The sequence below is a fragment of the Bradyrhizobium diazoefficiens USDA 110 genome (assembly GCF_000011365.1).
Classification (GTDB): domain Bacteria; phylum Pseudomonadota; class Alphaproteobacteria; order Rhizobiales; family Xanthobacteraceae; genus Bradyrhizobium; species Bradyrhizobium diazoefficiens.
Genome location: NC_004463.1, coordinates 3,570,391 through 3,592,295, shown reverse-complemented (window position 1 = coordinate 3,592,295; position 21,905 = coordinate 3,570,391). Strand labels below are relative to the sequence as shown.

Here is a 21,905-nt window from a genome sequence, read left to right as displayed (position 1 = left end):
TCCACAACCGGGTGGGAGAATGACGTCGAAGGCGTCCGGCATCAGAACTGGCCGGGCGGCAGCTTGAAGATGTCGGGGCTCTTGGCGTCGGCCACGTAGAACAGCAGCAGGCTGGTCGGGGTCAGCACACGCTGGTTGTTGTCCTTGTTCTCGAACGTGCCCTGGAGCAGCAGGATCACCGAGCGGTCCTTGGCGTCGCTGCCGCGGAACATCACGATGCCGCCGGCAACCGGCATGTTGACTGCGATGGAATCAGGCTTGAAGCCTTCGCCCATGAAATGGGCGCGCAGGATGTTGGCGTTGGAGAACAGCTTTTCCGGCGTTATCGCCGCGTCGGTCCCCTTCGACCAGACGGCGCCGACCTGGATCAGCGACTTGGACTTGTAGCCGAACACGTAGGAGAGCTCGGCGGTACCGCCGTTCGGCAGCAGCTCGGGAACCGACATGAGGATGCTATGCGTCAGCTCGGACGCGTTGTCCTGCGCCTTGATGGCGTCGGGCTTGGCGTTGAAGTCCTTGATCATCGCCGCGCGCACGTCGGCTTCGCCCATGCCGAACTTGGCGGAGCGGAAGCCGTCGATCGACTTTGCCTTGTCATCCGCGCCGGCGCTCGGCGCCTCGGTCGTGGCCGCCGCCGGGGCGCCGGCCGCCGGAGCAGCCCCAGCCGCAGCAGCCTTCGGGGCCTGCGCCGCCTTCTGCTTTGGAACGGCGCCCTGAGCCGCCACCGGACCTGCAGCCACAAAGGTGAGAAGGCCGACGAGGGCCGGAACGAGATAGATTTTGCGCATCGAGAACCTTCGAAACAACTTGAAAGAACGCTTCAAAAATCGGCAGTCACGAAATCGGCTTCTCCGAACCGCCGTCGCAACCGAGACGGAAAATGTTGCAATGCCATAAGGCGCTACAAAACATCACGGAGCAGACAAGGCTCGAAACAGCGACTCCTCAGCGGCGTAGGAATACGGTATCGGGTTGCCAAACGCTGCGAATGAACATTCACAAGCGCATTTTTTCATCAATTGTGGATGCCGGCGGTTCGCGCTAAGCATCCGCCTTGGGGCAATCATCATGCAAAGAATTTCATGACCGAACGGCCTTCCGCTTTCGCGGTCGATCGCCGCGGGTTCATTCGCCTTGCGGGGACAAGCGCTGCGGGATGGCTCGCGCTCGGCGCAACATCTGATCGCATGCGGATCGTCGCCTCGCTGACGGGATTACCGCTCGACGACGAATTGACCAGAAGGAGCATGACCGACAGCCCGACCTCCCGCCTCGGCGGCCTCATCGTGGGTTTGAGGCAGCGAGGCTGGGTCGAAGGCGTCAACTTCCGCCTCGAACTCCGTTCGACTTTCGGCAGCTCCGATAGACTGAAGACCGCGGTCCAGGAATTGCTGGAGCTGAAGCCGGACGTGATCCTGACCGGCTCGACGATCGAAACCGCGGCAGTCCTGGCAGCCACCAAAACCATCCCGATCGTCTTCGCGACGGCCAACGATCCCGTCGGCAATGGCTTCGTGGAGAGCCTCGCGCATCCCGGCGGCAACGTCACCGGCTTCACCAACAGCTCCGCCGAGATGGGCGGCAAATGGCTTCAGCTCATCCGGGAGGCCGTGCCTGACGTTGCGCGCGTCGGTGTGCTGTTCAACCCGGCGACCACGCCGCGCGGCGGGCGCTTCTTCCTCGACTCCATCGAGCAAGAGGCCGCAGCATCCGGCGTCTCCGTGGTCCCCGCCCCCGTCAACGCGCCAACGGAAATTGACGAAGTCATCGGGCGCCTCTCCGAACCGCCCAAAGCGGCGATGGTTGCGCTGGTCGACAGCTTCCTCGTGATCCACCGGCAGGCGGTCGTGGCGGCAGCGGCCAAATATCGCGTCCCCACGATCTATCCGTTCCATTATTTCATGGATGCGGGCGGGCTGATGAGCTACGGGCCGACGCTCGAAGTGCGCTCGGCCGACTATGTCGATCTGATCCTGCGCGGCACCAAGGCCGGCGATCTCCCGGTGCAATCGCCACGCAAATACGAGCTGCTGATCAACCGCACGGTCGCCCGTACGCTGGATTTGACCATACCGTTCACGCTGCTGGCACGCGCCGACGAGATCCGCGAGTGAACGAGCAGGTCGACCAGGGACATTTGCGGACGCCTCCCGGCCGGCTGTTCCGCAAATATCTCTACTCGATCGTCGCCCTCGCCTTTGCCGCGCTCGCCATCAACACCGGCTTCGACGTCTGGTTCTCCTATCGCGAGCAGAAGCAGCTCCTCGCGGCAACCCAGCGCGAGCAGGCAGCGTCTGCGGCGATTCAGATCGGCCAGTTCATCGGCCAGATCGAAAACCAGATCAGATGGCTTTCCCGCCTGCCCCCGGAGCTGTCGACGAACGAGGACGAGCGCTTGAACGCGATCCGCCTCCTGCGCCTCTCGCCTGCGATCGCGGAGATTGCCGAGCTCGACGCGCAGGGCCGCGAGCAGGTGCGCGTGTCGCGCCGTGTCGCGGACAGGGTCGGCAGCAAGATCGACCTGTCCGCTTCGCCCGCCTTCCGCGGCGCCAACGAAAGCCGGACCTATTACGGGCCGGTCTACTTCATCGGCGACACCGAGCCGTTCATGACCCTCGCCGCGCGCGGGGTCGGCCGCGGTCCCAATGTGATCGTCGCCGAGGTCAATCTGCGCTTCATCTGGGACCTCGTCGCGGGGATCAGGGTCGGCAACACCGGCAAGGCCTATGTGGTCGACCGCATGGGGCTGTTGATCGCACATCCCGATTTGTGGCCGGCGCTACGCCGCAGCGATCTTTCGGGACATGCCGACGTTCGAGCCGCACTCGATGGCGCCGGGCCGCCGTCAGGCGGCCTGGTCAAGGAAGATCTGTCCGGTCAACGCGTGCTGTCGACCTATGCGACGGTGCCCTCGCTCGGCTGGTTGGTATTCGTCGAGCTTCCGCTCACCGAAGCCTATGCGCCGATCTACGCGTCGATCGGCCGCTCGACGTTTCTCCTGGTCGCTCTGCTCGCCTGCGCGGTGCTGGTCTCGCTCTTTCTCAGCCGGCGCATGACCGTGCCGATCCAGATCCTGACACAGGGTGCGCGCCGGATCGGCAGCGGCGATCTCGGCCTGCGGCTCGCGATCAAGACCGGCGACGAGCTGGAGGCGCTCGGCGACCAGTTCAACCGGATGGCCGCGCACTTGCGCGAATCCTACGCGACGCTCGAGCGCAAGGTCATCGAGCGGACCTCCGAGCTCGAGAAGGCGCGCGACCACGCCCTCGCCGAGCATGACGCGGCCGAACGTGCGCGCAGCATTGCCGTGCAGGCCAACGAGACCAAGTCGCGCTTCCTCGCCGTCGTCAGCCACGAGCTGCGCACGCCGCTGAACGGCGTCATGGGCGTGCTGCAACTGCTGGACGACGGCAGCCTCGGCGAAGCGCAGCGACGCCATCTCGCCACCGCCGCCGCATCGGGCGAGACGCTGATCGCGCTGGTCGATGCCATCCTGGAATATGCCCGTCTGGAGGCCAGCGCCGAAACGCTGGAGATGCGCGACTTCCGTCTCGATCAGCTCATCGAGGCCGCCGCCGATCTGATGCGCCCACAGGCCTTCGGCAAGGGACTGACCTTCGATCTCGCCAGCGACGTGACGGTCAACACGTCCGTGCACGGCGATCCTGTCAGGCTCAATCGCATCCTGCTCAATTTGATCGGCAATGCCATCAAATTCACTCCGCGCGGCGGGATCGGCCTGAAGGCGTCAGCGGAGCAGCACGAGGATCACATCCTGCTGAGCATTACGGTTCGCGATACCGGCATCGGCATCGCGCCGGACATGCACGAGCGGATCTTCGAGGATTTCGTACAGGCGGACGATAGCATCGCACGGCGGTTCGGCGGCACCGGCCTTGGCCTTGCGATCGCGCGGCGGCTGACGCGCCTGATGCGCGGCGAGCTGACGGTGGAGAGCACGCCGGGCGCAGGCAGCACGTTCGCGCTTGAAGTACCGCTCGGCCTTGCCGCGAGCGGCATCGCGCAAGGTGCGCTTCCGCCGCCGTCGCGGCGGCTTCGCGTGCTGCTGGTCGACGACGATCCCGTCAATTGCCAGGTCGGCGAAGCCATCCTGAACCGGCTCGGCCATCATCCCACCATCGCCAGAAACGGCGCGTCGGCCGTCGCACTCGCCCGCGATCAGGCGTTCGACATCATCCTGATGGATCTGCACATGCCCGACATGGACGGCGTGGAAGCGGCCTCGCAGATCGGCAAGCTCGGTCTGCCGAGGATGCCGCGCATCATCGCCGTGACCGCCGACGTCTCGCGCAGCGCACGCGAGCGGCTCGCCAGTGCAGGGATCGCCAAGGTTGTCAGCAAGCCGATCCTGATCAATGCCCTGCGCGAGGCGATCGAGGACGATCCGCCGGACCAGCCGGCAGAAGTGCGGCTCGCCGCAGGCGCGTTGATCGACCGGCATTTCCTCGACGACCAGAAAGAACTGCTGGGCGCCACGCAAATCGCCAAGCTCCACCAGCTTCTGCGGCAAACGAGCCAACAACGGATCGAGGATATCGCCGAGGCTGCGGCGATCGACGATCACCTGCAGCTGGCGCGATCCGCACACCAGCTTGGCAGCGCGGCGAGCGCGCTCGGCCTCGTTCGCCTGTTCGAACGCTGCCGCGAGGTTGAGCTGGCGGTAGCCACGATGTCCGCATCCGAATGCCACGGTGCCGCCCGCGAACTTGCCGCCCTCCAGAAAGCTTCGATGAGCGCGCTGGACGAATTGCTTCTGCCCGTCGAACAGCGTTCGGTCAGCTAGCCGCGGCGCGGCTGCGTACGCCCGCCTCATCCTCCCGTCCAAACCGCTCGACCAGAAAATCAATGAACAGCCGTACCTTCACCGACAAATGCCGCGTCGGCGGATAGACCGCATAGAGCGCGAGCGGCGGCGCCGAATAATCATCCAGCACCGTCAGCAACTCGCCCTTCCGCAAAGCGTCGGCGGCGATGAACTCCGGGAGCAGCGCGAGCCCCCTGCCCTTGATCGCGACGTCGCGCAGCACTTCGGCGTTGTTGACGCAGAGCGACCAGGCCGGCTGGATCCAGTGATCGCCATCGCTGCCAGTAAGCTTCCACTGATTGCCGGTGAGCAGGAAGCCGTAGGTCAGCGACGCATGCTCGCGCAGATCCTGCGGATGCTTTGGCGTGCCGTGCCGCGCGAGATAATCGGGCGAGGCGCAGATCATGCGCGCCACCGGCGTGATCTTGCGCGCGATCAGGCTGGAGGATTCCAGCTCCGCGATCCGTAGCGTCACGTCAAAGCCGTCCTGGACCGGATCGAGCAGATCGTCGCTCAGCACGATCTGGAGCTGAAGCTCGCCATAGCGCGCCATGAAATCGGCGAGCACCGGCCCGAGCCGCATGGTGCCGAACGACATCGGCGCGTTGACGCGCAGCAGCCCGCGCGGCGCGGACTGGGCTTGCGCCACCGCCTGGTCCGCGGCCTCGATCTCCGAGAGGATCACGACCGCGCGCTCGAAATAACGCTGGCCGTTCTCGGTCGGGCTCGCGTGGCGGGTGGTCCGGTTCAGGAGCTGGACGCCGAGGCTCTCCTCGAGGTCGGCGATGTATTTGCTGATCGCCGACCGCGACAGCCGTAGCTGACGGCCCGCCTCGGCAAAACTGCCGCTTTCGACCACCTTCACGAAGGCCCGGAGGCTAGCGACCTTATCCAAGCTGCCGCTCCAGCGATTGTTTCCAAATCGTAGACATACACGTCATATTTGCATGGATTGTCTCCAATCCAAAGCGGAACGATATTTCCGGCCAGAGCAAGACTGCTCCCCGAATTTGGAGGACGACAATGTCTGGACTGCACCACGTCACCGCGATCGCCGGCGATCCCATCAGGAATTTCGGCTTTTACACCAGGGATCTCGGCCTGCGCTTCGTCAAGAAGACGGTCAATTTCGATGATCCCGGCACCTATCACTTCTATTATGGCGACGAGACCGGCCGCCCCGGCACTATCCTGACCTTCTTCCCCTGGGCCGGCGTGCCGGCTGGGCGCCGCGGCGTCGGCGAAACCCATCAGACCGCCTTCCGCGTGCCTCAGCGTTCGCTCGGCTACTGGACGCAGCGCTTCACCGAGAAGGGCATCGCCTATGAAGCCCTGGAGAAGCGCTTCGGCGAGTCCGTGCTGCCGTTCACCGACCCCGATGGCATGGCGCTCGCGCTCGTCGGCGTTCCCGGTGCCGAGAACGAGCCCGGCTGGAGCAATGGCGACGTGCCGGCCGAGCATGCGATCCGCGGCTTCCACGGCGTGACCTTGCTGCTCGACAGCGCGGCGAAGACGGCCGCCGTCCTCACCGACGTATTCGGCTTCAAGGAGACGGGACGCGAGGGCTCGGTGATCCGCTTCAAGGCGCCGGGCGATGCCGAGGGCAGCGTCGTCGACATCTACGAGGCCAAGGGCTTCTTGCGCGGCCATCAGGGCGGCGGCTCGGTGCACCACATCGCCTTCCGTGCGGCCGATGACGCCGAGCAGGGAGCGATGGCGCAAAAGCTCGTCAGCAATCACGGCCTGCACCCGACCGAGCAGAGGGACCGCAACTACTTCCGCTCGATCTACTTCCGCGAGCCCGGCGGCGTGCTGTTCGAGATCGCGACCGATATTCCCGGCTTCGCCGTCGACGAACCCGTTGCGACGCTGGGACGCGACCTGAAGCTGCCGGCCTTCCTCGAAGCGCATCGCAAGCAGATCGAGGGTGTGTTGCCGAGCCTGGAAGAGAGCGTGTCATGACCGAGAGTGCATTCATCCATCGTTTCGAGCCCGCGCGCGACGCGGGCTCGGCCCCGCTCCTGCTGCTGCACGGCACCGGTGGCGACGAGAACGACCTGCTCGGGCTCGGCAAGATGATCTCGCCCGGTGCCGCCCTGCTCTCGCCGCGCGGCCGCGTGCTCGAGCACGGCATGCCGCGCTTCTTCCGCCGCCTTGCCGAGGGCGTGTTCGACGAGGACGATGTGCGCCGGCGTGCGCGCGAGCTCGGCGATTTCGTTGGCGAGGCGCGGCAGCGCTACGGCATCGCCGCGCCGGTTGCTGTCGGCTTCTCCAACGGCGCCAACATCGCAGCCGCGCTGTTGCTGCTGCAGCCGGGCGTGCTGGCAGGCGCGATCCTGCTGCGCGCCATGGTGCCACTGTCAGATCCGCCCAAGGCCGAGCTCGGCGGCAAGCCCGTCCTGCTCCTGTCCGGACAGGCTGATCCGATCGTGCCGGCGAGCAACTCGGCCCGGCTCGCTACGCTGCTGTCGGAAGCGGGTGCGCGTGTCGATCACAGGGTCCTGCCAGCGGGCCATCAATTGTCGCAAGCCGACGTGACGCTCGCCCGCGACTGGATCGGCAACGTCGCCGTGGAGGCGGCCTGATCCCAAAGCGGCGTACCGCCTGACCGCGGTGCGCCGCTTCGTTATATCCGAGCGACCTTCCGCCGCATCTGCGCAATCGGGCACCACCCTGCCTGAAATTTCCGCTTGCTCGTTTCCGCGCCAGGCTTAAAATTTGGGACAAGGTTCCGAAATATGGAACTACCTTGGACCGACCTGCATGAGCGCCCTCACCAACGCGATCGAGATCCTGCGCTGCTTTTCCAGCGCGCGGCCGGATCTGTCGTTCGCGGACGTGATGGCGCTGACGGGCAAGCCGAAGAGCTCGACCTCGCGGCTGCTGCGGTCGTTGCGCGACTGCGGCCTGCTCGAGCAGGACCCGCACACCCGCCGCTACCGCCCCGGCCTCCTCACCTTCGAGCTCGGCCGGCTGCACCGCGCCCATGACGATCTCATCAGCATGGCCGAGCGCGAGCTGCGCGAGGTCTGCGCGCGCACCGGCCACACCGGCTACATCGCCGTGCTCGACGGCTACGAGCAGGTCGTGCTCCGGATCGTTCCGGGCTCGAATCCCCTGCGTGTCGTCAATCCGCCCGGCCAGCGCACGCCGGCGCTCGCCACCTCGAACGGCCGCGCCATGCTCGCCCGCCTCGCCGACGAGGACGTCCGCGCGCGGGTGCCTGCGACCTATCCAAAGCTGCCGCGCAACTCGCCGCAGAACTTCAAGCAGCTGATGGCCCGCCTCGACGAGATCCGCCGCACCGGCGTGTCCGAGGCAGCCGATGAATCGATCGAGGGCGTCGGCTCCCAAGGCTTTGCGCTGAAAAGCGGCGAGACCGGCGAGATGATCGGGATCGCGGTGTCCTATTCGGTGCAGGCGACCACTGCCGCCGAGCGCGCCAATGTCCGCCGCGAGCTGGCGGCGATGGCCGCAAAATTGCGGCGCATGACCGGCGATCCGCTCGACCAGGATACAGCGCGCGTTCAGACGGGGACGCGATGAGCAGCGCCACCACCCAGCGCCCCAACGGCCTTGCGCTCTTCATTCTGCCGAGCGCGCTGCTGTTCGCCCTCTTCTTCTTCCTGCCGATCGGGCTGATGGCGCTGATGAGCGTGCTCACCGGCAATCCGGTGGTGGCGCCGAAGGTCGCCTTCACCACGCGCCACTACGCCCGCATGATCGACGATCCCTTTTATCTCGAGGTGATCTGGACCACGATCCGGATCGGGCTCGTGACCACGCTGGTCGCGCTCGCGATCGGCTATCCGCTGGCGCACTGGATGGCGCGCATCAAGAGCCGCACCGGGCACGCGCTGCTGCTGATGGCGGTGCTGGCGCCGATGCTGACCGGCATCGTGGTGCGCACCTTCGCCTGGATGACGCTGCTCTCCGACAAGGGCGTCGTCAACCAGACCCTGATGTCGCTCGGCGTGATCAGCCAGCCGCTCAAGCTGATGTACACCGAGACCGGAATCGTGGTCGGTCTCGTCCACATCTACGTTCCGTTCATGGTGCTGACGCTGACCGGCGTGATCGGCCGCATCGACGAGCGGCTGGAGCAGGCCGCGGAAAACCTCGGCGCGAGCCCCTTGCGTGCGTTCCTCGAGGTGACGCTGCCGCTCAGCCTGCCCGGCATCCTCGCCGGCTCGCTGCTGGTGTTTGCGCTGGCGATCAGCGCCTATGTCACGCCGATCCTGCTCGGCGGCTTCCAGATCATGACGCTGCCGATCCTGATCTACCAGCAGATCTCGGCGAACTTCAACGTCGGCTTCGCCGCCGCGCTCGGTATCGTCCTGCTGATGATCTCGCTCGGGCTCGTCGTCGCCTATAACCGCGCGCTCGGCCTCGTCTCCGGCCAGCGCGAATTGCAGTGAGGCCGACGATGCAAACCACCGCCTCGCACAGCCCATCGCTCGCGGCGGCCCGGCAGGCGGCTCCCGCGCGGACGGCCGGACGCGTCAGGCATTACGGCCGCTATCTCTATCTCGCCGTCAACATCGCCATCCTGATCTTCCTGCTGGCACCGATCGCGATCGTCGTCGTGTTCGCCCTGAACCCGACGCCCTTCATCCAGTTTCCGCCGGTCGGCGTGTCCTTGCGCTGGTTCGAGAAGTTCTTCGCCTCGCGCGATTTCATGCATGCGCTGGGCTTCAGCCTCGAAGTCGCCGTCCTCACCACCATATCGGCAACGATCCTGGGCGCTTCCGCCGCGCTCGCGCTCGCGCGCGGCAATCTGCCGGGCACGCGGCTGATCGTCGCGACGATGCTCTCGCCGTTGATGCTGCCGGCGATCCTGACGGGCCTTGCACTGTTCCAGACCTATGTGCTGCTCGATGTCGGACGTCCGACCTGGGGCCTCGTTGCCGGCCATACGCTGGTGACGCTGCCTTACGTGGTGCGTACCACGCTCGCCGTGCTGCATAATTTCGACCTGCGCCTCGAGGAAGCCGCGCGCAATCTCGGCGCAAGTCCCTTGCGCACCTTCTTCGAGGTGACGCTGCCGCTGATCAAGCCGGGCGTGCTGGCGGGCGCGATCTTCGCCTTCATCGTTTCCTTCGACCAATTTCCGGTGTCGCTGTTCCTGGTCTCACCGGGCAACGAGACCCTGCCGGTCACGCTGTTCAACTATCTCAAGTTCGATCTGGACGGCACCATCGGCGCCGCCTCGGTGGTCTCCATCGTCCTCGCCTTTGTCGTCGTCATCGGGCTCGACCGCACCGTCGGCCTGCGCTCCTACGTCAAATTGTAACCGCTCATTGCACCGAAGGAATCGAGACATGATGAAAGCTCTGGGATCCTCACGGCTCAGCCGCCGCCGCTTTCTGACCGCGAGCGCCTCGCTCGGCATCGGCACGATCGCCGCACCCTATGTCGCGCGCGCCGACGATCCGACGCTGCGCATCACCGGCTGGGGCGGCAAGTGGGGCGAGATCATGAAGGCCGAGATCGGCCCCGCCTTCGAGAGCGAGTTCAAGTGCAAGCTCCAGACCGACTCCGCCTTCCCCTATCTGCCGAAGCTCCAGGCAAGCTCGCGCTCGGCGCCGATCTACGACGTGCTGCACACCAATTCCAACGAACAGTGGGCGGCGGCCGAGATGGGCCTGGTCGAGCCGAAGATCGATCCCAAGCTCGTCCCGAACCTTGCCGACGTCTACCCCTACGCGATCAGCGACAAGATCGTCGGCGTCTCGATCTTCACCAGCGCCATCGGCCTTGGACTTCGCACCGACAAGGGCTACGGCAACATCACCTCGTGGAAGGAGCTGTGGGACGCGAAATACAACGGCGTCCGCGGCGGCTACGTCATTCCCGTCAACAGCCTCGGCCAGGCCTTCCTGATGATGTGCGGTACCCTGTTCGGCAAGGGCCAGACCGATCTCGACGCGGCCTATGCCGCGCTGGAGAAGCTCAAGCCGATCAAGATCGTCGATTTCACCGGCGCGATGGAGAAGATGCTGCTGTCCGGCGAAGTCGGCCTCTGCGTCATCCACGATTCCGGCATCTACCGCTATGACGGCCAGAACCAGCCGACCGATTTCGTCGCGCCGAGCGAAGGCGTCTTATCGCTCGAGCAGGTCCTGACCATCACGCCCGGCAGCAAGATGAAGGAGCTTGCCAACGCCTACGTGAACTACATGCTGCGCCCGGAGGTGCAGAAGCGCCTTGCGGAGACCGTGTGGTATTCGCCGGCCAACAGGCAGGTGAAGCTCGACGCCAAGTATGACGCCAAGCTGCTCACCACGCCCGAGAAGGTCTCGAAGCTGATCCAGGTCGACTGGAAGTGGTACAACGAGCGCAAGGACGAGATCGACCAGCGCGTCAACCGGATCTTCCGCGCATGAGCGCGTCGATCGAGATCGCCAGCGTCAGCAAGGTCTATGAAGGCGGCGTGCGCGCGGTGGACGCGGTCGCGATGGACATCAGGCAGGGCGAGTTCTTCTCCCTGCTCGGCCCGTCCGGCTGCGGCAAGACCACGACGCTGCGCATGATCGCCGGCTTCGAAACCCCGAGCGCGGGCGCGATTCGCGTCGACGGCGCCGACATCACCCATGTGCCCGCGCACAAGCGCGACATGGGCATGGTGTTCCAGAACTACGCGCTGTTCCCGCATCGGACCGTCGCCGAGAACGTCGCCTTCGGCCTGCGCATGCGCGGGCTCGACAAGGCGAGCATCGCAGCCAAGGTGAAGGCGGCGCTGGCCATGGTCGAGCTGTCCGGCCTCGAGGACCGCCGCCCTGCCCAGCTCTCCGGCGGCCAGCAGCAGCGCGTGGCGCTTGCCCGCGCCATCGTGATCGCGCCGCGCGTCCTGCTCTGCGACGAGCCGCTCGGCGCGCTGGACAAGAAGCTGCGTCAGCAGATGCAGTTCGAGCTCAAGCAGCTCCAGAAGAAGCTCGGCCTGACCCTGGTCTTCGTCACCCACGACCAGGAGGAGGCGCTGGCGATGTCCGACCGCATCGCCGTGATGAACAGCGGCCGTGTCGAGCAGGTCGGCACCCCGACCGAGATCTACAACCAGCCGACGACGCGCTTCGTCGCCGACTTCATCGGCGACACCAACATCTTTCGTGGCGAGCGCACCACGACGAGCGCGGGCGGCCCGGCGCTCGACGTCGGCAAGGGTCTGATCCTGGCGCTGCCGTCCTCCGAGGCGCAAGGCACCGGCGTTCTCTCGGTCGCTCTGCGCCCCGAAAAGATTCGCTTCATGCCGCGCGCTGACGCCACCGCAGCCGGCAGCTCCGCCCATGGCATCGTCGAGAATACCAACTTCCTCGGCGGCGCGGTGCTCTACCGGATCACGCTCGAGGGCGGCCATCGTGTCCTCGTGCAACAGCCCAATGCAGGCACGAGCCGCCTGTTCGTCCCCGGCAACGGTGTCACGCTCGACTGGACGCCGGCCGATCTCGTCGTCTTGAAGGACTAGACATGAACATGCCATTGAAGCACCAGCGCATCGGGGTGGTCGTGATCGGCCAGAGCCCGCGCCCCACCGTCGCCTCCGAGATCGCTGCCGTGCTGTCGCCGGGCATCGAGATCGAGCTGCGCGGCGCGCTCGACGGCATGAGCCGCGCGGAGATCGACGCCATCCCGCCGATGGACGGCTACGACACGCTGTTCACGCTGCTGCCGAACGGCGACGGCGTCACGATCAGCAAGAAGGAAGTCGAGCGCCGCGCAAGCCAGCAGATCACCCGCTTCAAGCACGAGGGCGTCGGCGTGACGCTGATGGCCTGCACCGGCAAGTTTCCCAACCTCGCGGCGGATGGCCTCGTCATCCTGCCCTCGGCCATCCTGCACAATCTCGTCGAGGCCGTGCTGCCGAAAGGCCGGCTCGGCGTGTTCTCGCCGCTGCCCGAGCAGACCGTACTGATCGACAAGAAATGGCAGCGCGACGGCGTCGAGGTCGTCGGCATCACGCTGCGTCCCGGTTCGAGCGACGCCGTCGTCGACGAAGCCGCACGCACGATGGCGGACCTCGAGCCCGATCTCGTGGTGATGGATTGCATCAGCTACACCAGCGCCAACAAGGCGCGCGTGCGCACGGCCTATCCGGGTCCCGCGATCCTCGGCATTGCCGCCGCGGCCCGCATCGTCGAGGAGCTGGTGTCGTGAGCAAGGTGGAATTGAAGACGATCAGCCTCGAGGAGATCGAGGCGCTCGCGGTCGGCGCCTGGATTCTCGGCACCGGCGGCGGCGGCAGCCCTTATCTCGGCCTGCTCAATCTGCGCCGACTCTACGCCGAAGGCCATCGTGTGCAGTTGATGTCGCCGCTCGATCTCGACGACGAGGACTGGGTCGCGGTGGTCTCCAACATGGGCGCGCCGCTGGTCGGACAGGAGCGCCTCGCGGACAGCCGCAACATCGCGCGCGCCGTGCGGATGCAGGAAGAGATCAATGGCATCAAGTTCCGCGCCGTGATGTCGGTCGAGATCGGCGGCGGCAACGGCGTGCAGGCGCTGATGGCGGCCGCGCATCTCGGCATTCCCGTGGTCGACGCCGACTGCATGGGCCGCGCCTTCCCCGAGGCGCAGATGACCTCGGTCGCGATCGGGGACCTGCGTCCCTATCCCTGCACCCTCTACGATCCCCGCGGCATCGAGGCCGTCGTCACCAAGGTGCCGAGCTGGAAGTGGATGGAGCGGGCGAGCCGCAAGATCTGCGTCGAGATGGGCTCGATCGCCTCCACCAGCAAGGCGCCGCGCACCGGACGCGAGGTGAAGGACTGGGGCATCCACTTCACGACCACCAAGGCGATCCGCATCGGTCGCGCCGTGCAGGAGGCAAATCGTCGTCACGAGGATCCGATCGCCGCGCTGCTTTCGACCGAAGGCGGCAAGAAACTCTTCACCGGCAAGATCGTCGACGTCGCCCGGCGCACGACGGAAGGATTCTTGCGCGGTTCGGCCATGGTCGACGGCAGCGACGCGGATCGCGGCACAAAGCTAACACTCTCGTTCCAGAACGAATGGATCGTGGCCTGGCGCGGCGAGGAAGCGATCGCGACATCGCCCGATCTGATCTGCGTGCTCGACAGCGTCAACGGCCACGGCGTCGGCACCGAAACGGTGCGCTATGGCCAGCGCGTCACCGTCGTGGCGCTGCCGGCGCCGGCCGTGCTGACGAGTCCCCGGGGTCTCGAATTCGTCGGCCCGCGCGCCTTCGGCTACGACCTCGACTACCGTTCCCTCTTCGCGCCCGCTGAGGCAGGAGCTTAAGATCCCATGAAGCGTATTGGCATCGATGTCGGCGGCACCAACACGGACGCCGTGCTGATCGTCGACGAGAAGGTCGTCCATTTCGTCAAGCGTCCGACCACCGCCGACGTGACCTCGGGCATCCTCGACGCCCTCAAGGCGCTGCGCGCCGAGCCCGCCGCCGCGGTGAAGGTCGATGCGGTCGTGATCGGCACCACGCACTTCATCAATGCAGTGGTACAGCGCCGCCATGTGCAGAAGATCGGCGCGATCCGCATCGGCATGCCGGCAAGCGCCTCGCTGCCGCCGTTCTGCGACTGGCCGACGGATCTGGCCAGCCTCGTCAACGGCGAGATCTTCATGCTGGAGGGCGGCCACGATTACGACGGCCGCCCGTTCATGCCGCTCGACACCGCCGGGCTGAAGGAGGCCGCGCGAAAAATCAGGGACAAGGGTCTGCGCTCGGTCGCGGTGTGCTCGAGCTTCTCCCCGCTCGATCCCTCCTGCGAAACCACCGCGCGCGAAATCCTCGCGGAGATCTGTCCTGACGTCGCGGTGACGCTGTCGCACGATCTCGGCCGCATCGGCCTGCTCGAACGCGAGAATGCCGCGCTGCTCAACGCCTCCCTGCACGACCTCGCGGTCACCACGGTTGCGGCCTTCCGCAAGGCGATCGCCGACAGCGGCATCGACGCGCCGCTGTTCCTGACCCAGAACGACGGCACGGTGATGCAGGCCGAGATCGCCACCGCCTTCCCGGTGATGAGCTTTGCCTCCGGCGCCACCAATTCCATGCGCGGCGCCGCCCACCTCTCTGGCCTCGACGACGCCATGGTCGTCGATGTCGGCGGCACCACCAGCGACATCGGCCAGCTGCGTCACGGCTTCCCGCGCGAGGCGAATGCCGTGGTCGAGGTCGGCGGCGTGCGCACGCTGTTCCGGATGCCAGACCTGCTCTCGATCGGGCTCGGCGGCGGCAGTCATGTCGACGAGGATCCGGTCCGCGTCGGCCCGCTCAGCGTCGGCTATCGCCTGACGACGGATGCGCTGGTGTTCGGCGGCTCGCGCCTCACCTCCACCGACATTGCGGTGGCCGCAGGTCTGATCGACATCGGCGACCGCTCGCGCGTCGCCAGGCTGCCGAAACGCCTGATCGATGCCGCGCTGCGCGACGCCTGGCGCAAGCTCGAGGAGGACATCGACCGCATGAAGACCGAAGCCGGCGACGTGCCGCTGCTCGCGGTCGGCGGCGGCGCCTTCCTGGTGCCGGATCGCCTGCCCGGCATCTCCGAGATCGTGCGCGTGCCGCATGGCGACTGCGCCAACGCGGTCGGTGCCGCGATCGCACAGGTCAGCGGCGAGGCCGACCAGGTGTTCCGCGATCTCACCCGCGAGGACGCGATCGCCGCCGCGCGCGATATCGCGGCCGACCGTGCGGTGCAGGCGGGAGCAGCGCGCGACAGCCTCAAGACCGTTGATGTCGAGGACATGCCGATCGCCTATCTGCCCGGCAACGCGCTGCGCGTGCGTGTCCGTGTCGCCGGCGCGATCGCCGATCCGGATCTGCCGGCGGCGGCGTAGCGGATGCGGGCCGGGAGCCCGGCACGACGACCTCGCGTGTCGGCCTCCACCCCTGTCAAAATAGAACTCGAAAACAACCCCATGCACAGTAGCCGGGGATAGCGAGATCAATGGCTTACGCGGATAGAGCTGCTTAGGACTGAGAGAGGTGCATCCGCGGAGACAGACCCCTCACCCGAGTGAGTCTGCGTCCACCGGAGTCGCTGCCCTCTCCCGCGAGGGGAGACGGCACCGCAACGGTCATCGCCGCGGTTTGACCCGTCGGGCAAAACAGGGGTATATTGCCAACATCGGAAAATCCGCAAAGCCAAGCTACCCCATCAATGCGCTGAAGAATTCGCGTACTGACAGGCTGCTTCATTTGTCCCTGGGGCGCTGCGGCTTTTCCCTTCTCGCCGCCTGCGAGGTTCGGCTTGCGGGGACCTCAAAGACCGCAATACGGCGATCGAGTTGCCATAGCTCGACGTCGTTGACGTCAACCAGTTGCGCAGCACGTTCTCGTGCTTCCTGCTCGTCGGCACACTGCAATTTGGCTACGCTTATCACGTGACGGTGCTGATCCAAAAGGTAAGCCCTGTAGTGAGCCATCCCCACACCTCCCAACGCCCGCGTTTATCGGATCATCACCTCAATCCTTCAATCAGCGCTCTCCAGCCGAACGCATCGTTCGCCGTCAGCAGCAAAGCGCCAAGCGTTGCCAAGTAGGATGGCAGTTCGCAATCGGGACGCGCGTTCATATTGCCGACGAACGAGGCGACCGCGTTCTTGAGATCGCCTCGGTCCAGATGATCGAAGGCCCGTTGCTTGCAACGCTCGACATACTTGTCGCGCGCCAGCTCAATTAACAGGGAACGTTCCATTTCGTCTCCCCCAACCGATGACTGTTTTCAATCGTTGGGGAATTGGAACGGACCGGGCTTTTTCCGTCTGTTCGAAACGCGACAAACGGATCTCTTTTGCTCGCAAGTGTGGGAATTGAGATACAGGCCGCTCGTTGATGGCAACGCAGCGGTGCGGCCTGAGCGACCGGATCGGAGATGAAGCGGATCGTCACCTTCGACAGCTTGATCGCCGAGGCGTTGCGGTGGTCGGCCCATTGTTGAGCGTGATCGAGGAGCCCTTGGCCCAAGCGCCGAGCTGGTACGGGGACTATTTGCGCAACATTGACCCCGACGACATCGAGACAAACAGCGGGAAGCCGAGAACTTGAAATAAAAAGTGAAAAGAAGAGCGGGGATATTCCTCAAAGCTGACTTGATTTCTCTCTCCGCTCGCTTTCCTGGCGCAACTAATTGATGAGTAAGCAGTGATGACTGATCAGCAATTAGCCCTGGAAGCGATTAGCGACGCGCAACTCATACTGGAAGAATACCTTCAGCCCTGCCCCAAGGATAATGCGCTTATCCTTGAAAAGTTGGTGGAAGTCCTCGAACGGCCTGCCTTGATCGTTGCCGTAAGTCGATTGCAGCAACAGGGCAATTGAGCGCGTCCATGAGCAAACCCCTTCAATCGTTTGCTTTAACCGTTTGCATTGCTGCGCTCTCATTGCTCGAAATGACTAGCGTGCATGCCAAGCAACAATGCAGGACCGCAATGCCGCCAAATCCGCAAGGGCAATGGTGGTCTTATCGTCTCATTGACGGACAAAAATGCTGGTACGCGGGTAAGCCCATGCTGTCGAAAGCATTGCTGGAATGGCCTATGGAGCGGTCCCCCCAACTCGGTGCTCGCGGAGAAGCGACAGGCATTGTCATAGCTAGCAAGCCCGGCAATCCCCTGGATGCACGAGCGTTGGCACTGAAAGAGGGCTCTGACACTTTTGAAGAGCGATGGCGTGCCAGGATCATCTCCAGCTCAAACACAGGGCATGACTGACCGATACTAACGACCTAAGCGATCCTGCATACCGCTTATCGCGGGCGAGGACTTTCGACTGCCTGTTCGCGGCCGTGCGCTTGGTTACATCATGCAATCACGCGCCTGAGTTCGTCCAGAACAACGCCCCTCCGCAACTCGTGCGCAGCAGCCGTCAAATGAGAGCCTACGATCAGACCGAGCCGCCTTAAAGTCAGGAGAGCAACGGGGTCACACAGCTCGATAGAAAGTCCGGCTCCCAAGGTCGCAAGGGCGCGTTGCTCATCCGCGTCGAGATCAGTCCACAAGATGCCTTCCATCAAAGCACCTAAAAATTGTCCCCAAGGGTATCTCAAAACCCAAACGCGTGCCTGATCTGCCGCAGCATGGCCATGGCCGCGTCGGTGTACCGACCGTTGGTTAGGTATCGATCCACTTGCGCTGTGCTAATCAGCGCCACAACTGCCACCGTAAAGCCCTTAAACATTGGGCCTCTCCTGAAAGAGACCGCCAACCGGGCGTGTCGAAATATCCAACCGTTCTTAGAATACGCTGCCGCGCATGGCGACGAGCTATATGCAAATGGTGACAGTGACGGGTAACCAGTTCCTTAACGAGCGCGATGTCTGGATCGGCGCGCCGTGGGCTGAGGCCAGGGCTCTAGAGACCGCCACCGGATGGTCGGCTTAAAATCGCGCTCTCCGCGAATTCATCTCGCGAGATTCGTGTGCGGAGACAGACCCCTCACCTTGCGAGTCAGTGTCTACCGGCGTCGCCGCCCTCTCCCGCAAGGGGAGAGGGCACTGCAACGGGCGGCGCGCGCCTCGAACGACGAGGGCCCCCTACTCCCAATACCAGGTCGAGAAATCGTTCTCGTATTGCGGGACGTCCTTCCAGACGCCCTTCAGCTTCTTGGCTGTGATGGTGATGAGCTGCGGCTGGTACATGTAGGCGGAGACGGCGTCGGTGGCCAGCATGCGCTGGGCGTCGCCGAGCAGTTTTGCACGGGCGGCCTCGTCGGGCGTGGAGACGATCTGCTTGTAGAGCGCGTTGAACGCCTCGTTGTTGTAGCCGAGATAGTAGTCCGGCTCGGTGATCTTGACGAGGTCGAACGGCTCGACATGGCTGACGATGGTGAGGTCGAAATTGTGCGGACCATTGCCGGCGAATACCTGCGACAGCCACTGCGCCCATTCGACGTTCTCGATCTTGGCGATGATGCCGACCTTGGCGAGCTGGGCTGCGACGATCTCGCCGCCCTGCCGCGCATAGGATGGCGGCGGCAGCTTCAGCGACAGTTCGAGCGGTGTGGTGACGCCGGCTTCGGCGAGCAGCTTCTTGGCCTTCTCGGGATCGTAGGGGTTGATGCCTGTCGTGTCGACATAGCCGAGCGATCCCGGCACGTAGAAGCTGCCGATCGGCGTGCCGAAGCCGTCGACGGCACCGTCGATCATGGCCTTGCGGTCGATCGCGGCGAGGATGGCGCGGCGGACGCGGACGTCATCGAGCGGCTTCTTGCGCTCGTTGATCGCGACGATGGTCTTGGCCTTGGAGCCGCCGACCAGAACCGTGAAACGCGGATCGGCCTTGAACTGGGCGATGGTGCGCTGGGCCGCGACGCGCGGGAAGGCATCGACGTCGCCGGAGAGCAGCGCCGCGGTCTGCGCCGACGGATCGGAGATGAAGCGGATCGTCACCTTCGAGAGCTTGATCGCCGCGGCGTTGCGATAGTCGGCCCATTTGGTCAGGGTCATCGAGGAACCCTTGGCCCAGGCGCCGAGCTGATACGGCCCGGTGCCGACCGGCTGCGTGACGTTGGTCGGCGCGCTCTTCGGCTCGACGATCGAGCCGCTTGCCTGCCCCAGCAGGAACGGCAGGTTCGGCTCGGAATTCTTCAGGGTGATCACGACCGTGTCGGCGTCGGGCGCGGCGACAGACTCGAAGCTCTGGAACAGGCTCTTGTCCTTGTTGGTGCTGGTGGGCACCGCGTTGCGCTCGAACGAGAACTTCACCGCCGCGGAGTCGAACGGCTCGCCATTGTGGAACTTGACGCCCTTGCGCAGCTTGAAGGTGTAGGTCTTCAGGTCGGGCGAAGCGGTCCAGCTCTCCGCCAGCAGCGGCGAGGTGGTGCCGTCCTCGTTGATCTTGGTTAGGGTCTCATAGATGTTGTAGAGCGCGACTTCGGCGATCGCGGCAGCGGCCGCGTTGGTGGGATCGAGCCCCGGCGGCTCCAGCGCCATCGCCATGACGACGCTGTCCTTCTTGCTTTGTGCCAGCACCGGCAGCGGCGCCGCGACAAACGCGGCAGTGAGTGCGACGATGGATAGTTTCCTGAACATGCGTAACTCCCCTGCCTTCTCAATTCCCAGTCTACGCCAATCCTGCGCCCGAGACTAACCCTCCGCAGCAGGCGGCGGCAACGCCATCACGGCCTCCGCCTTGTGACAGGCGGCAAGGTGTCCCTCGCCCACCTTGCGTAGCTCAGGCAGGGCCTCGCGGCAATGCTGGTCGGCGAGCGCGCAACGCGCGACATAGGGACACCCCGTGGCGGCCGCCGATTGCGAGGCGATCGCCTGGGCCCCGCGCCGGCGCCGGCCGCCGCCCGCGCGCGCCCGCGGCACGGCATCCAGCAGCGCCCGCGTATAGGGATGGGCGCTGCGCTCGAACAGATCCTCCGGCCGCCCCTGCTCGACGATCCGGCCGAGATACATCACCGCGACCTCGTCGCAGAGATAGTCGACGACGGCGAGGTCATGGCTGATCAGGACATAGCTCAGGCCAAACTGGTCCTGGAGGTCCTGCATCAGGTTCAGGACCTGGGCCTGCACGGAGACGTCGAGCGCCGAGACCGGCTCGTCCGCGACGATCAGCTTCGGTTGGGTGATCAGCGCGCGCGCGATCGCGATGCGCTGGCGCTGGCCGCCGGAAAACTCGTGCGGATATTTTTCCATGTCGGCATCGCGCAAGCCGACCTGGCGCAGCACCGCGGCGACGCGTTCCCGGAACGTGGTGCGATCGGCGCCCTCCAGCACGGTCAAGGGTTCGGCGACGATGCGCGCGATGGTCTGGCGCGGATCGAGCGAGCCGTAGGGGTCCTGGAACACCATCTGGAAATCGCGGCGCGCACGGCGCAGCTCGTCGGCCGGGAGGCGGTTAAGGTCGCGGCCGAGCAGCGCGACCTGCCCCGACGTCGGCCGCTCCAGCGCCATCACGACGCGCGCGAAGGTCGACTTGCCCGAACCGGACTCGCCGACGATGCCGAGGCTCTTGCCGGGCAGGACCTGCACGCTCACGCCGTTGAGCGCGCGCACCTGCCCGGGCGGACGGAACAGGCTCTCGCGCGGCAGCATGTAGCGCTGCTCCAGATCCCTGACGTCGAGAAGAGGCGCGGTGCTCATGCGGACAGGGCTCCGACATTCTCGGCCATCGAGACATCGGTGCGCACGCAGCGCACGACATGACCGGGTCCGACCTCGACCATCGGCGGCAGCGCGGCGCGGCACCGATCGATCACGAGCGGACATCGCGCGGAGAAGGTGCAGCCGGCCGGAAGATCCGCGAGCTCCGGCACGGTGCCCGAGATCGTCTTCAGCCGCGTCCCCTTGCGCGCGCCGAGCTTCGGACGGGCGCGGAACAGGCCTTGCGTATAGGGATGGCCCATGCGGCGGAACACCTCGTCGGTCGGCCCGCTCTCGACCACGGTGCCGCCATACATCACCATCATGCGCTGCACGTTCTCGGCGATGACGCCGAGATCGTGCGAGATCAGGATCATCGACATGCCGCGCTCCTCGACGAGATCGGCGATGAGGTCGAGGATCTGGCCCTGGATGGTGACGTCGAGCGCCGTGGTCGGCTCGTCCGCGATCAACAGGTCCGGCTCGCAGGCGAGCGCCATCGCAATGGTGATGCGCTGGCGCTGGCCACCGGAGAACTGGTGCGGATAGGCATCGACGCGCCGCGCGGGATCGGGCAGCCCGACGCGGTCGAGCAAGGCAATCGTCTCTTTCCGCGCCTGCGATGCCGAGTAGTTCTTGTGACGCCGCAGCGGCTCGGCGACCTGGTGGCCGATCGTGTGCATCGGATTGAGCGCGGTCATCGGCTCCTGGAAGATCATGCTGATGCGGTTGCCGCGCAGGCGGCAGTAATCCGCGTCCGCAAGCCCGGCGAGCTCGCTGCCATCAAGTTTGATGCTGCCGGTGACGACGGCGCTGTCCGGCAACAGGCCCATCAGGGACATCGCGGTCACCGACTTGCCGCAGCCGGATTCACCGACGAGCCCGAGCGTCTCGCCGCGCTTCAGCGAGAAGCTGACGCCGCGCACGGCCTGCGCCGGCCCGCGGCTGGTGTTGAGGCGGACGCCGAGATTATCAACCTCGATCAGCGGCATGGTGGAGCGCTCAGCCATC

General features: G+C 65.3%; 20 protein-coding genes. 14 read left to right on the top strand and 6 right to left on the bottom strand.

Annotation, left to right across the window (positions count from 1 at the left end):
• Positions 1–41 precede the first annotated feature (41 nt).
• Positions 42–788, bottom strand: a complete 747-nt coding sequence (locus tag BJA_RS16125) for a hypothetical protein (RefSeq protein WP_011086035.1) — start codon at positions 786–788, stop codon at positions 42–44.
• A gap of 294 nt (positions 789–1,082) precedes the next feature.
• Here BJA_RS16125 and BJA_RS16120 point away from each other — a divergent pair, with 294 nt between their 5' ends.
• Entirely contained in the window at positions 1,083–2,114 is a 1,032-nt protein-coding gene (locus BJA_RS16120) for an ABC transporter substrate-binding protein (protein ID WP_038966049.1), read from the top strand.
• Complete coding sequence (locus BJA_RS16115; RefSeq protein WP_011086033.1) at positions 2,111–4,804, top strand: hybrid sensor histidine kinase/response regulator; 2,694 nt, start codon at positions 2,111–2,113, stop codon at positions 4,802–4,804. Before BJA_RS16120 ends, BJA_RS16115 begins: the two co-directional genes overlap by 4 nt.
• On the opposite strand, the gene BJA_RS16110 is transcribed toward BJA_RS16115, so the two are convergent.
• Positions 4,797–5,720 (bottom strand): LysR family transcriptional regulator, encoded by a 924-nt coding sequence (locus BJA_RS16110; protein WP_038966037.1) that lies wholly within the window; start codon positions 5,718–5,720, stop codon positions 4,797–4,799. The two genes, BJA_RS16115 and BJA_RS16110, sit on opposite strands and share 8 nt — an antisense overlap.
• Before the next feature lie 128 nt (positions 5,721–5,848).
• Here BJA_RS16110 and BJA_RS16105 point away from each other — a divergent pair, with 128 nt between their 5' ends.
• From BJA_RS16105 to BJA_RS16060, 10 genes are all read left to right on the top strand, one after another.
• Positions 5,849–6,787 (top strand): ring-cleaving dioxygenase, encoded by a 939-nt coding sequence (locus BJA_RS16105; RefSeq protein ID WP_011086031.1) that lies wholly within the window; start codon positions 5,849–5,851, stop codon positions 6,785–6,787.
• Positions 6,784–7,410 carry an alpha/beta hydrolase gene (locus tag BJA_RS16100; protein WP_011086030.1) on the top strand — a complete coding sequence of 209 codons (627 nt, stop codon included), beginning with the start codon at positions 6,784–6,786 and terminating at the stop codon, positions 7,408–7,410. Before BJA_RS16105 ends, BJA_RS16100 begins: the two co-directional genes overlap by 4 nt.
• A 178-nt stretch (positions 7,411–7,588) precedes the next feature.
• On the top strand, positions 7,589–8,371 hold the full coding sequence (locus BJA_RS16095) for an IclR family transcriptional regulator (protein WP_011086029.1): 783 nt from the start codon (positions 7,589–7,591) through the stop codon (positions 8,369–8,371).
• Entirely contained in the window at positions 8,368–9,243 is an 876-nt protein-coding gene (locus tag BJA_RS16090; RefSeq protein ID WP_011086028.1) for an ABC transporter permease, read from the top strand. The genes BJA_RS16095 and BJA_RS16090 overlap by 4 nt, the downstream gene beginning before the upstream one ends.
• Before the next feature lie 8 nt (positions 9,244–9,251).
• Positions 9,252–10,118: an ABC transporter permease gene (locus tag BJA_RS16085; protein WP_038966038.1), complete on the top strand. Its 867-nt coding sequence runs from the start codon at positions 9,252–9,254 to the stop codon at positions 10,116–10,118.
• Between the two features lie 28 nt (positions 10,119–10,146).
• On the top strand, positions 10,147–11,211 hold the full coding sequence (locus tag BJA_RS16080) for an ABC transporter substrate-binding protein (protein ID WP_011086026.1): 1,065 nt from the start codon (positions 10,147–10,149) through the stop codon (positions 11,209–11,211).
• Entirely contained in the window at positions 11,208–12,290 is a 1,083-nt protein-coding gene (locus BJA_RS16075; RefSeq protein WP_038966039.1) for an ABC transporter ATP-binding protein, read from the top strand. Before BJA_RS16080 ends, BJA_RS16075 begins: the two co-directional genes overlap by 4 nt.
• Positions 12,291–12,292: 2 nt before the next feature.
• Complete coding sequence (locus tag BJA_RS16070) at positions 12,293–12,979, top strand: AroM family protein (protein WP_011086024.1); 687 nt, start codon at positions 12,293–12,295, stop codon at positions 12,977–12,979.
• Complete coding sequence (locus BJA_RS16065) at positions 12,976–14,082, top strand: DUF917 domain-containing protein (RefSeq protein WP_011086023.1); 1,107 nt, start codon at positions 12,976–12,978, stop codon at positions 14,080–14,082. Before BJA_RS16070 ends, BJA_RS16065 begins: the two co-directional genes overlap by 4 nt.
• A 6-nt stretch (positions 14,083–14,088) precedes the next feature.
• A complete protein-coding gene (locus BJA_RS16060; RefSeq protein WP_011086022.1) occupies positions 14,089–15,642 on the top strand; it encodes a hydantoinase/oxoprolinase N-terminal domain-containing protein in 1,554 nt (517 codons plus the stop codon).
• Between the two features lie 623 nt (positions 15,643–16,265).
• Here BJA_RS16060 and BJA_RS16055 read toward each other — a convergent pair.
• The gene (locus BJA_RS16055) at positions 16,266–16,502 is read right to left on the bottom strand and encodes a hypothetical protein (protein WP_038966041.1); all 237 of its coding nucleotides are present in this window, start codon (positions 16,500–16,502) and stop codon (positions 16,266–16,268) included.
• Positions 16,503–16,951: 449 nt separating this feature from the next.
• Here BJA_RS16055 and BJA_RS42280 point away from each other — a divergent pair, with 449 nt between their 5' ends.
• On the top strand, positions 16,952–17,125 hold the full coding sequence (locus BJA_RS42280; RefSeq protein WP_165448148.1) for a hypothetical protein: 174 nt from the start codon (positions 16,952–16,954) through the stop codon (positions 17,123–17,125).
• An 8-nt stretch (positions 17,126–17,133) separates the two neighbouring features.
• Entirely contained in the window at positions 17,134–17,517 is a 384-nt protein-coding gene (locus BJA_RS16050; protein WP_236842207.1) for a hypothetical protein, read from the top strand.
• 821 nt (positions 17,518–18,338) lie between these two features.
• Here BJA_RS16050 and BJA_RS16045 read toward each other — a convergent pair.
• From BJA_RS16045 to BJA_RS16035, 3 genes are read right to left on the bottom strand one after another with little or no spacing between them, the layout of a single operon-like run.
• A complete protein-coding gene (locus tag BJA_RS16045; RefSeq protein ID WP_011086018.1) occupies positions 18,339–19,835 on the bottom strand; it encodes an ABC transporter substrate-binding protein in 1,497 nt (498 codons plus the stop codon).
• 54 nt (positions 19,836–19,889) lie between these two features.
• Complete coding sequence (locus BJA_RS16040) at positions 19,890–20,894, bottom strand: ABC transporter ATP-binding protein (RefSeq protein ID WP_011086017.1); 1,005 nt, start codon at positions 20,892–20,894, stop codon at positions 19,890–19,892.
• Positions 20,891–21,904 (bottom strand): ABC transporter ATP-binding protein, encoded by a 1,014-nt coding sequence (locus tag BJA_RS16035; protein WP_038966043.1) that lies wholly within the window; start codon positions 21,902–21,904, stop codon positions 20,891–20,893. Before BJA_RS16035 ends, BJA_RS16040 begins: the two co-directional genes overlap by 4 nt.
• Position 21,905: the final 1 nt, after the last annotated feature.

Bases quoted from the DNA above. Each gene is read 5' to 3' on its own strand.
- BJA_RS16125 (WP_011086035.1), bottom strand. From the start codon at position 788: ATGCGCAAAATCTATCTCGTTCCGGCCCTCGTCGGCCTTCTCACCTTT.
- BJA_RS16120 (WP_038966049.1), top strand. From the start codon at position 1,083: ATGACCGAACGGCCTTCCGCTTTCGCGGTCGATCGCCGCGGGTTCATT.
- BJA_RS16105 (WP_011086031.1), top strand. From the start codon at position 5,849: ATGTCTGGACTGCACCACGTCACCGCGATCGCCGGCGATCCCATCAGG.
- BJA_RS16100 (WP_011086030.1), top strand. From the start codon at position 6,784: ATGACCGAGAGTGCATTCATCCATCGTTTCGAGCCCGCGCGCGACGCG.
- BJA_RS16095 (WP_011086029.1), top strand. From the start codon at position 7,589: ATGAGCGCCCTCACCAACGCGATCGAGATCCTGCGCTGCTTTTCCAGC.
- BJA_RS16090 (WP_011086028.1), top strand. From the start codon at position 8,368: ATGAGCAGCGCCACCACCCAGCGCCCCAACGGCCTTGCGCTCTTCATT.
- BJA_RS16085 (WP_038966038.1), top strand. From the start codon at position 9,252: ATGCAAACCACCGCCTCGCACAGCCCATCGCTCGCGGCGGCCCGGCAG.
- BJA_RS16080 (WP_011086026.1), top strand. From the start codon at position 10,147: ATGATGAAAGCTCTGGGATCCTCACGGCTCAGCCGCCGCCGCTTTCTG.
- BJA_RS16075 (WP_038966039.1), top strand. From the start codon at position 11,208: ATGAGCGCGTCGATCGAGATCGCCAGCGTCAGCAAGGTCTATGAAGGC.
- BJA_RS16070 (WP_011086024.1), top strand. From the start codon at position 12,293: ATGAACATGCCATTGAAGCACCAGCGCATCGGGGTGGTCGTGATCGGC.
- BJA_RS16060 (WP_011086022.1), top strand. From the start codon at position 14,089: ATGAAGCGTATTGGCATCGATGTCGGCGGCACCAACACGGACGCCGTG.
- BJA_RS16055 (WP_038966041.1), bottom strand. From the start codon at position 16,502: ATGGAACGTTCCCTGTTAATTGAGCTGGCGCGCGACAAGTATGTCGAG.
- BJA_RS42280 (WP_165448148.1), top strand. From the start codon at position 16,952: ATGACTGATCAGCAATTAGCCCTGGAAGCGATTAGCGACGCGCAACTC.
- BJA_RS16050 (WP_236842207.1), top strand. From the start codon at position 17,134: ATGAGCAAACCCCTTCAATCGTTTGCTTTAACCGTTTGCATTGCTGCG.
- BJA_RS16045 (WP_011086018.1), bottom strand. From the start codon at position 19,835: ATGTTCAGGAAACTATCCATCGTCGCACTCACTGCCGCGTTTGTCGCG.
- BJA_RS16040 (WP_011086017.1), bottom strand. From the start codon at position 20,894: ATGAGCACCGCGCCTCTTCTCGACGTCAGGGATCTGGAGCAGCGCTAC.
- BJA_RS16035 (WP_038966043.1), bottom strand. From the start codon at position 21,904: ATGGCTGAGCGCTCCACCATGCCGCTGATCGAGGTTGATAATCTCGGC.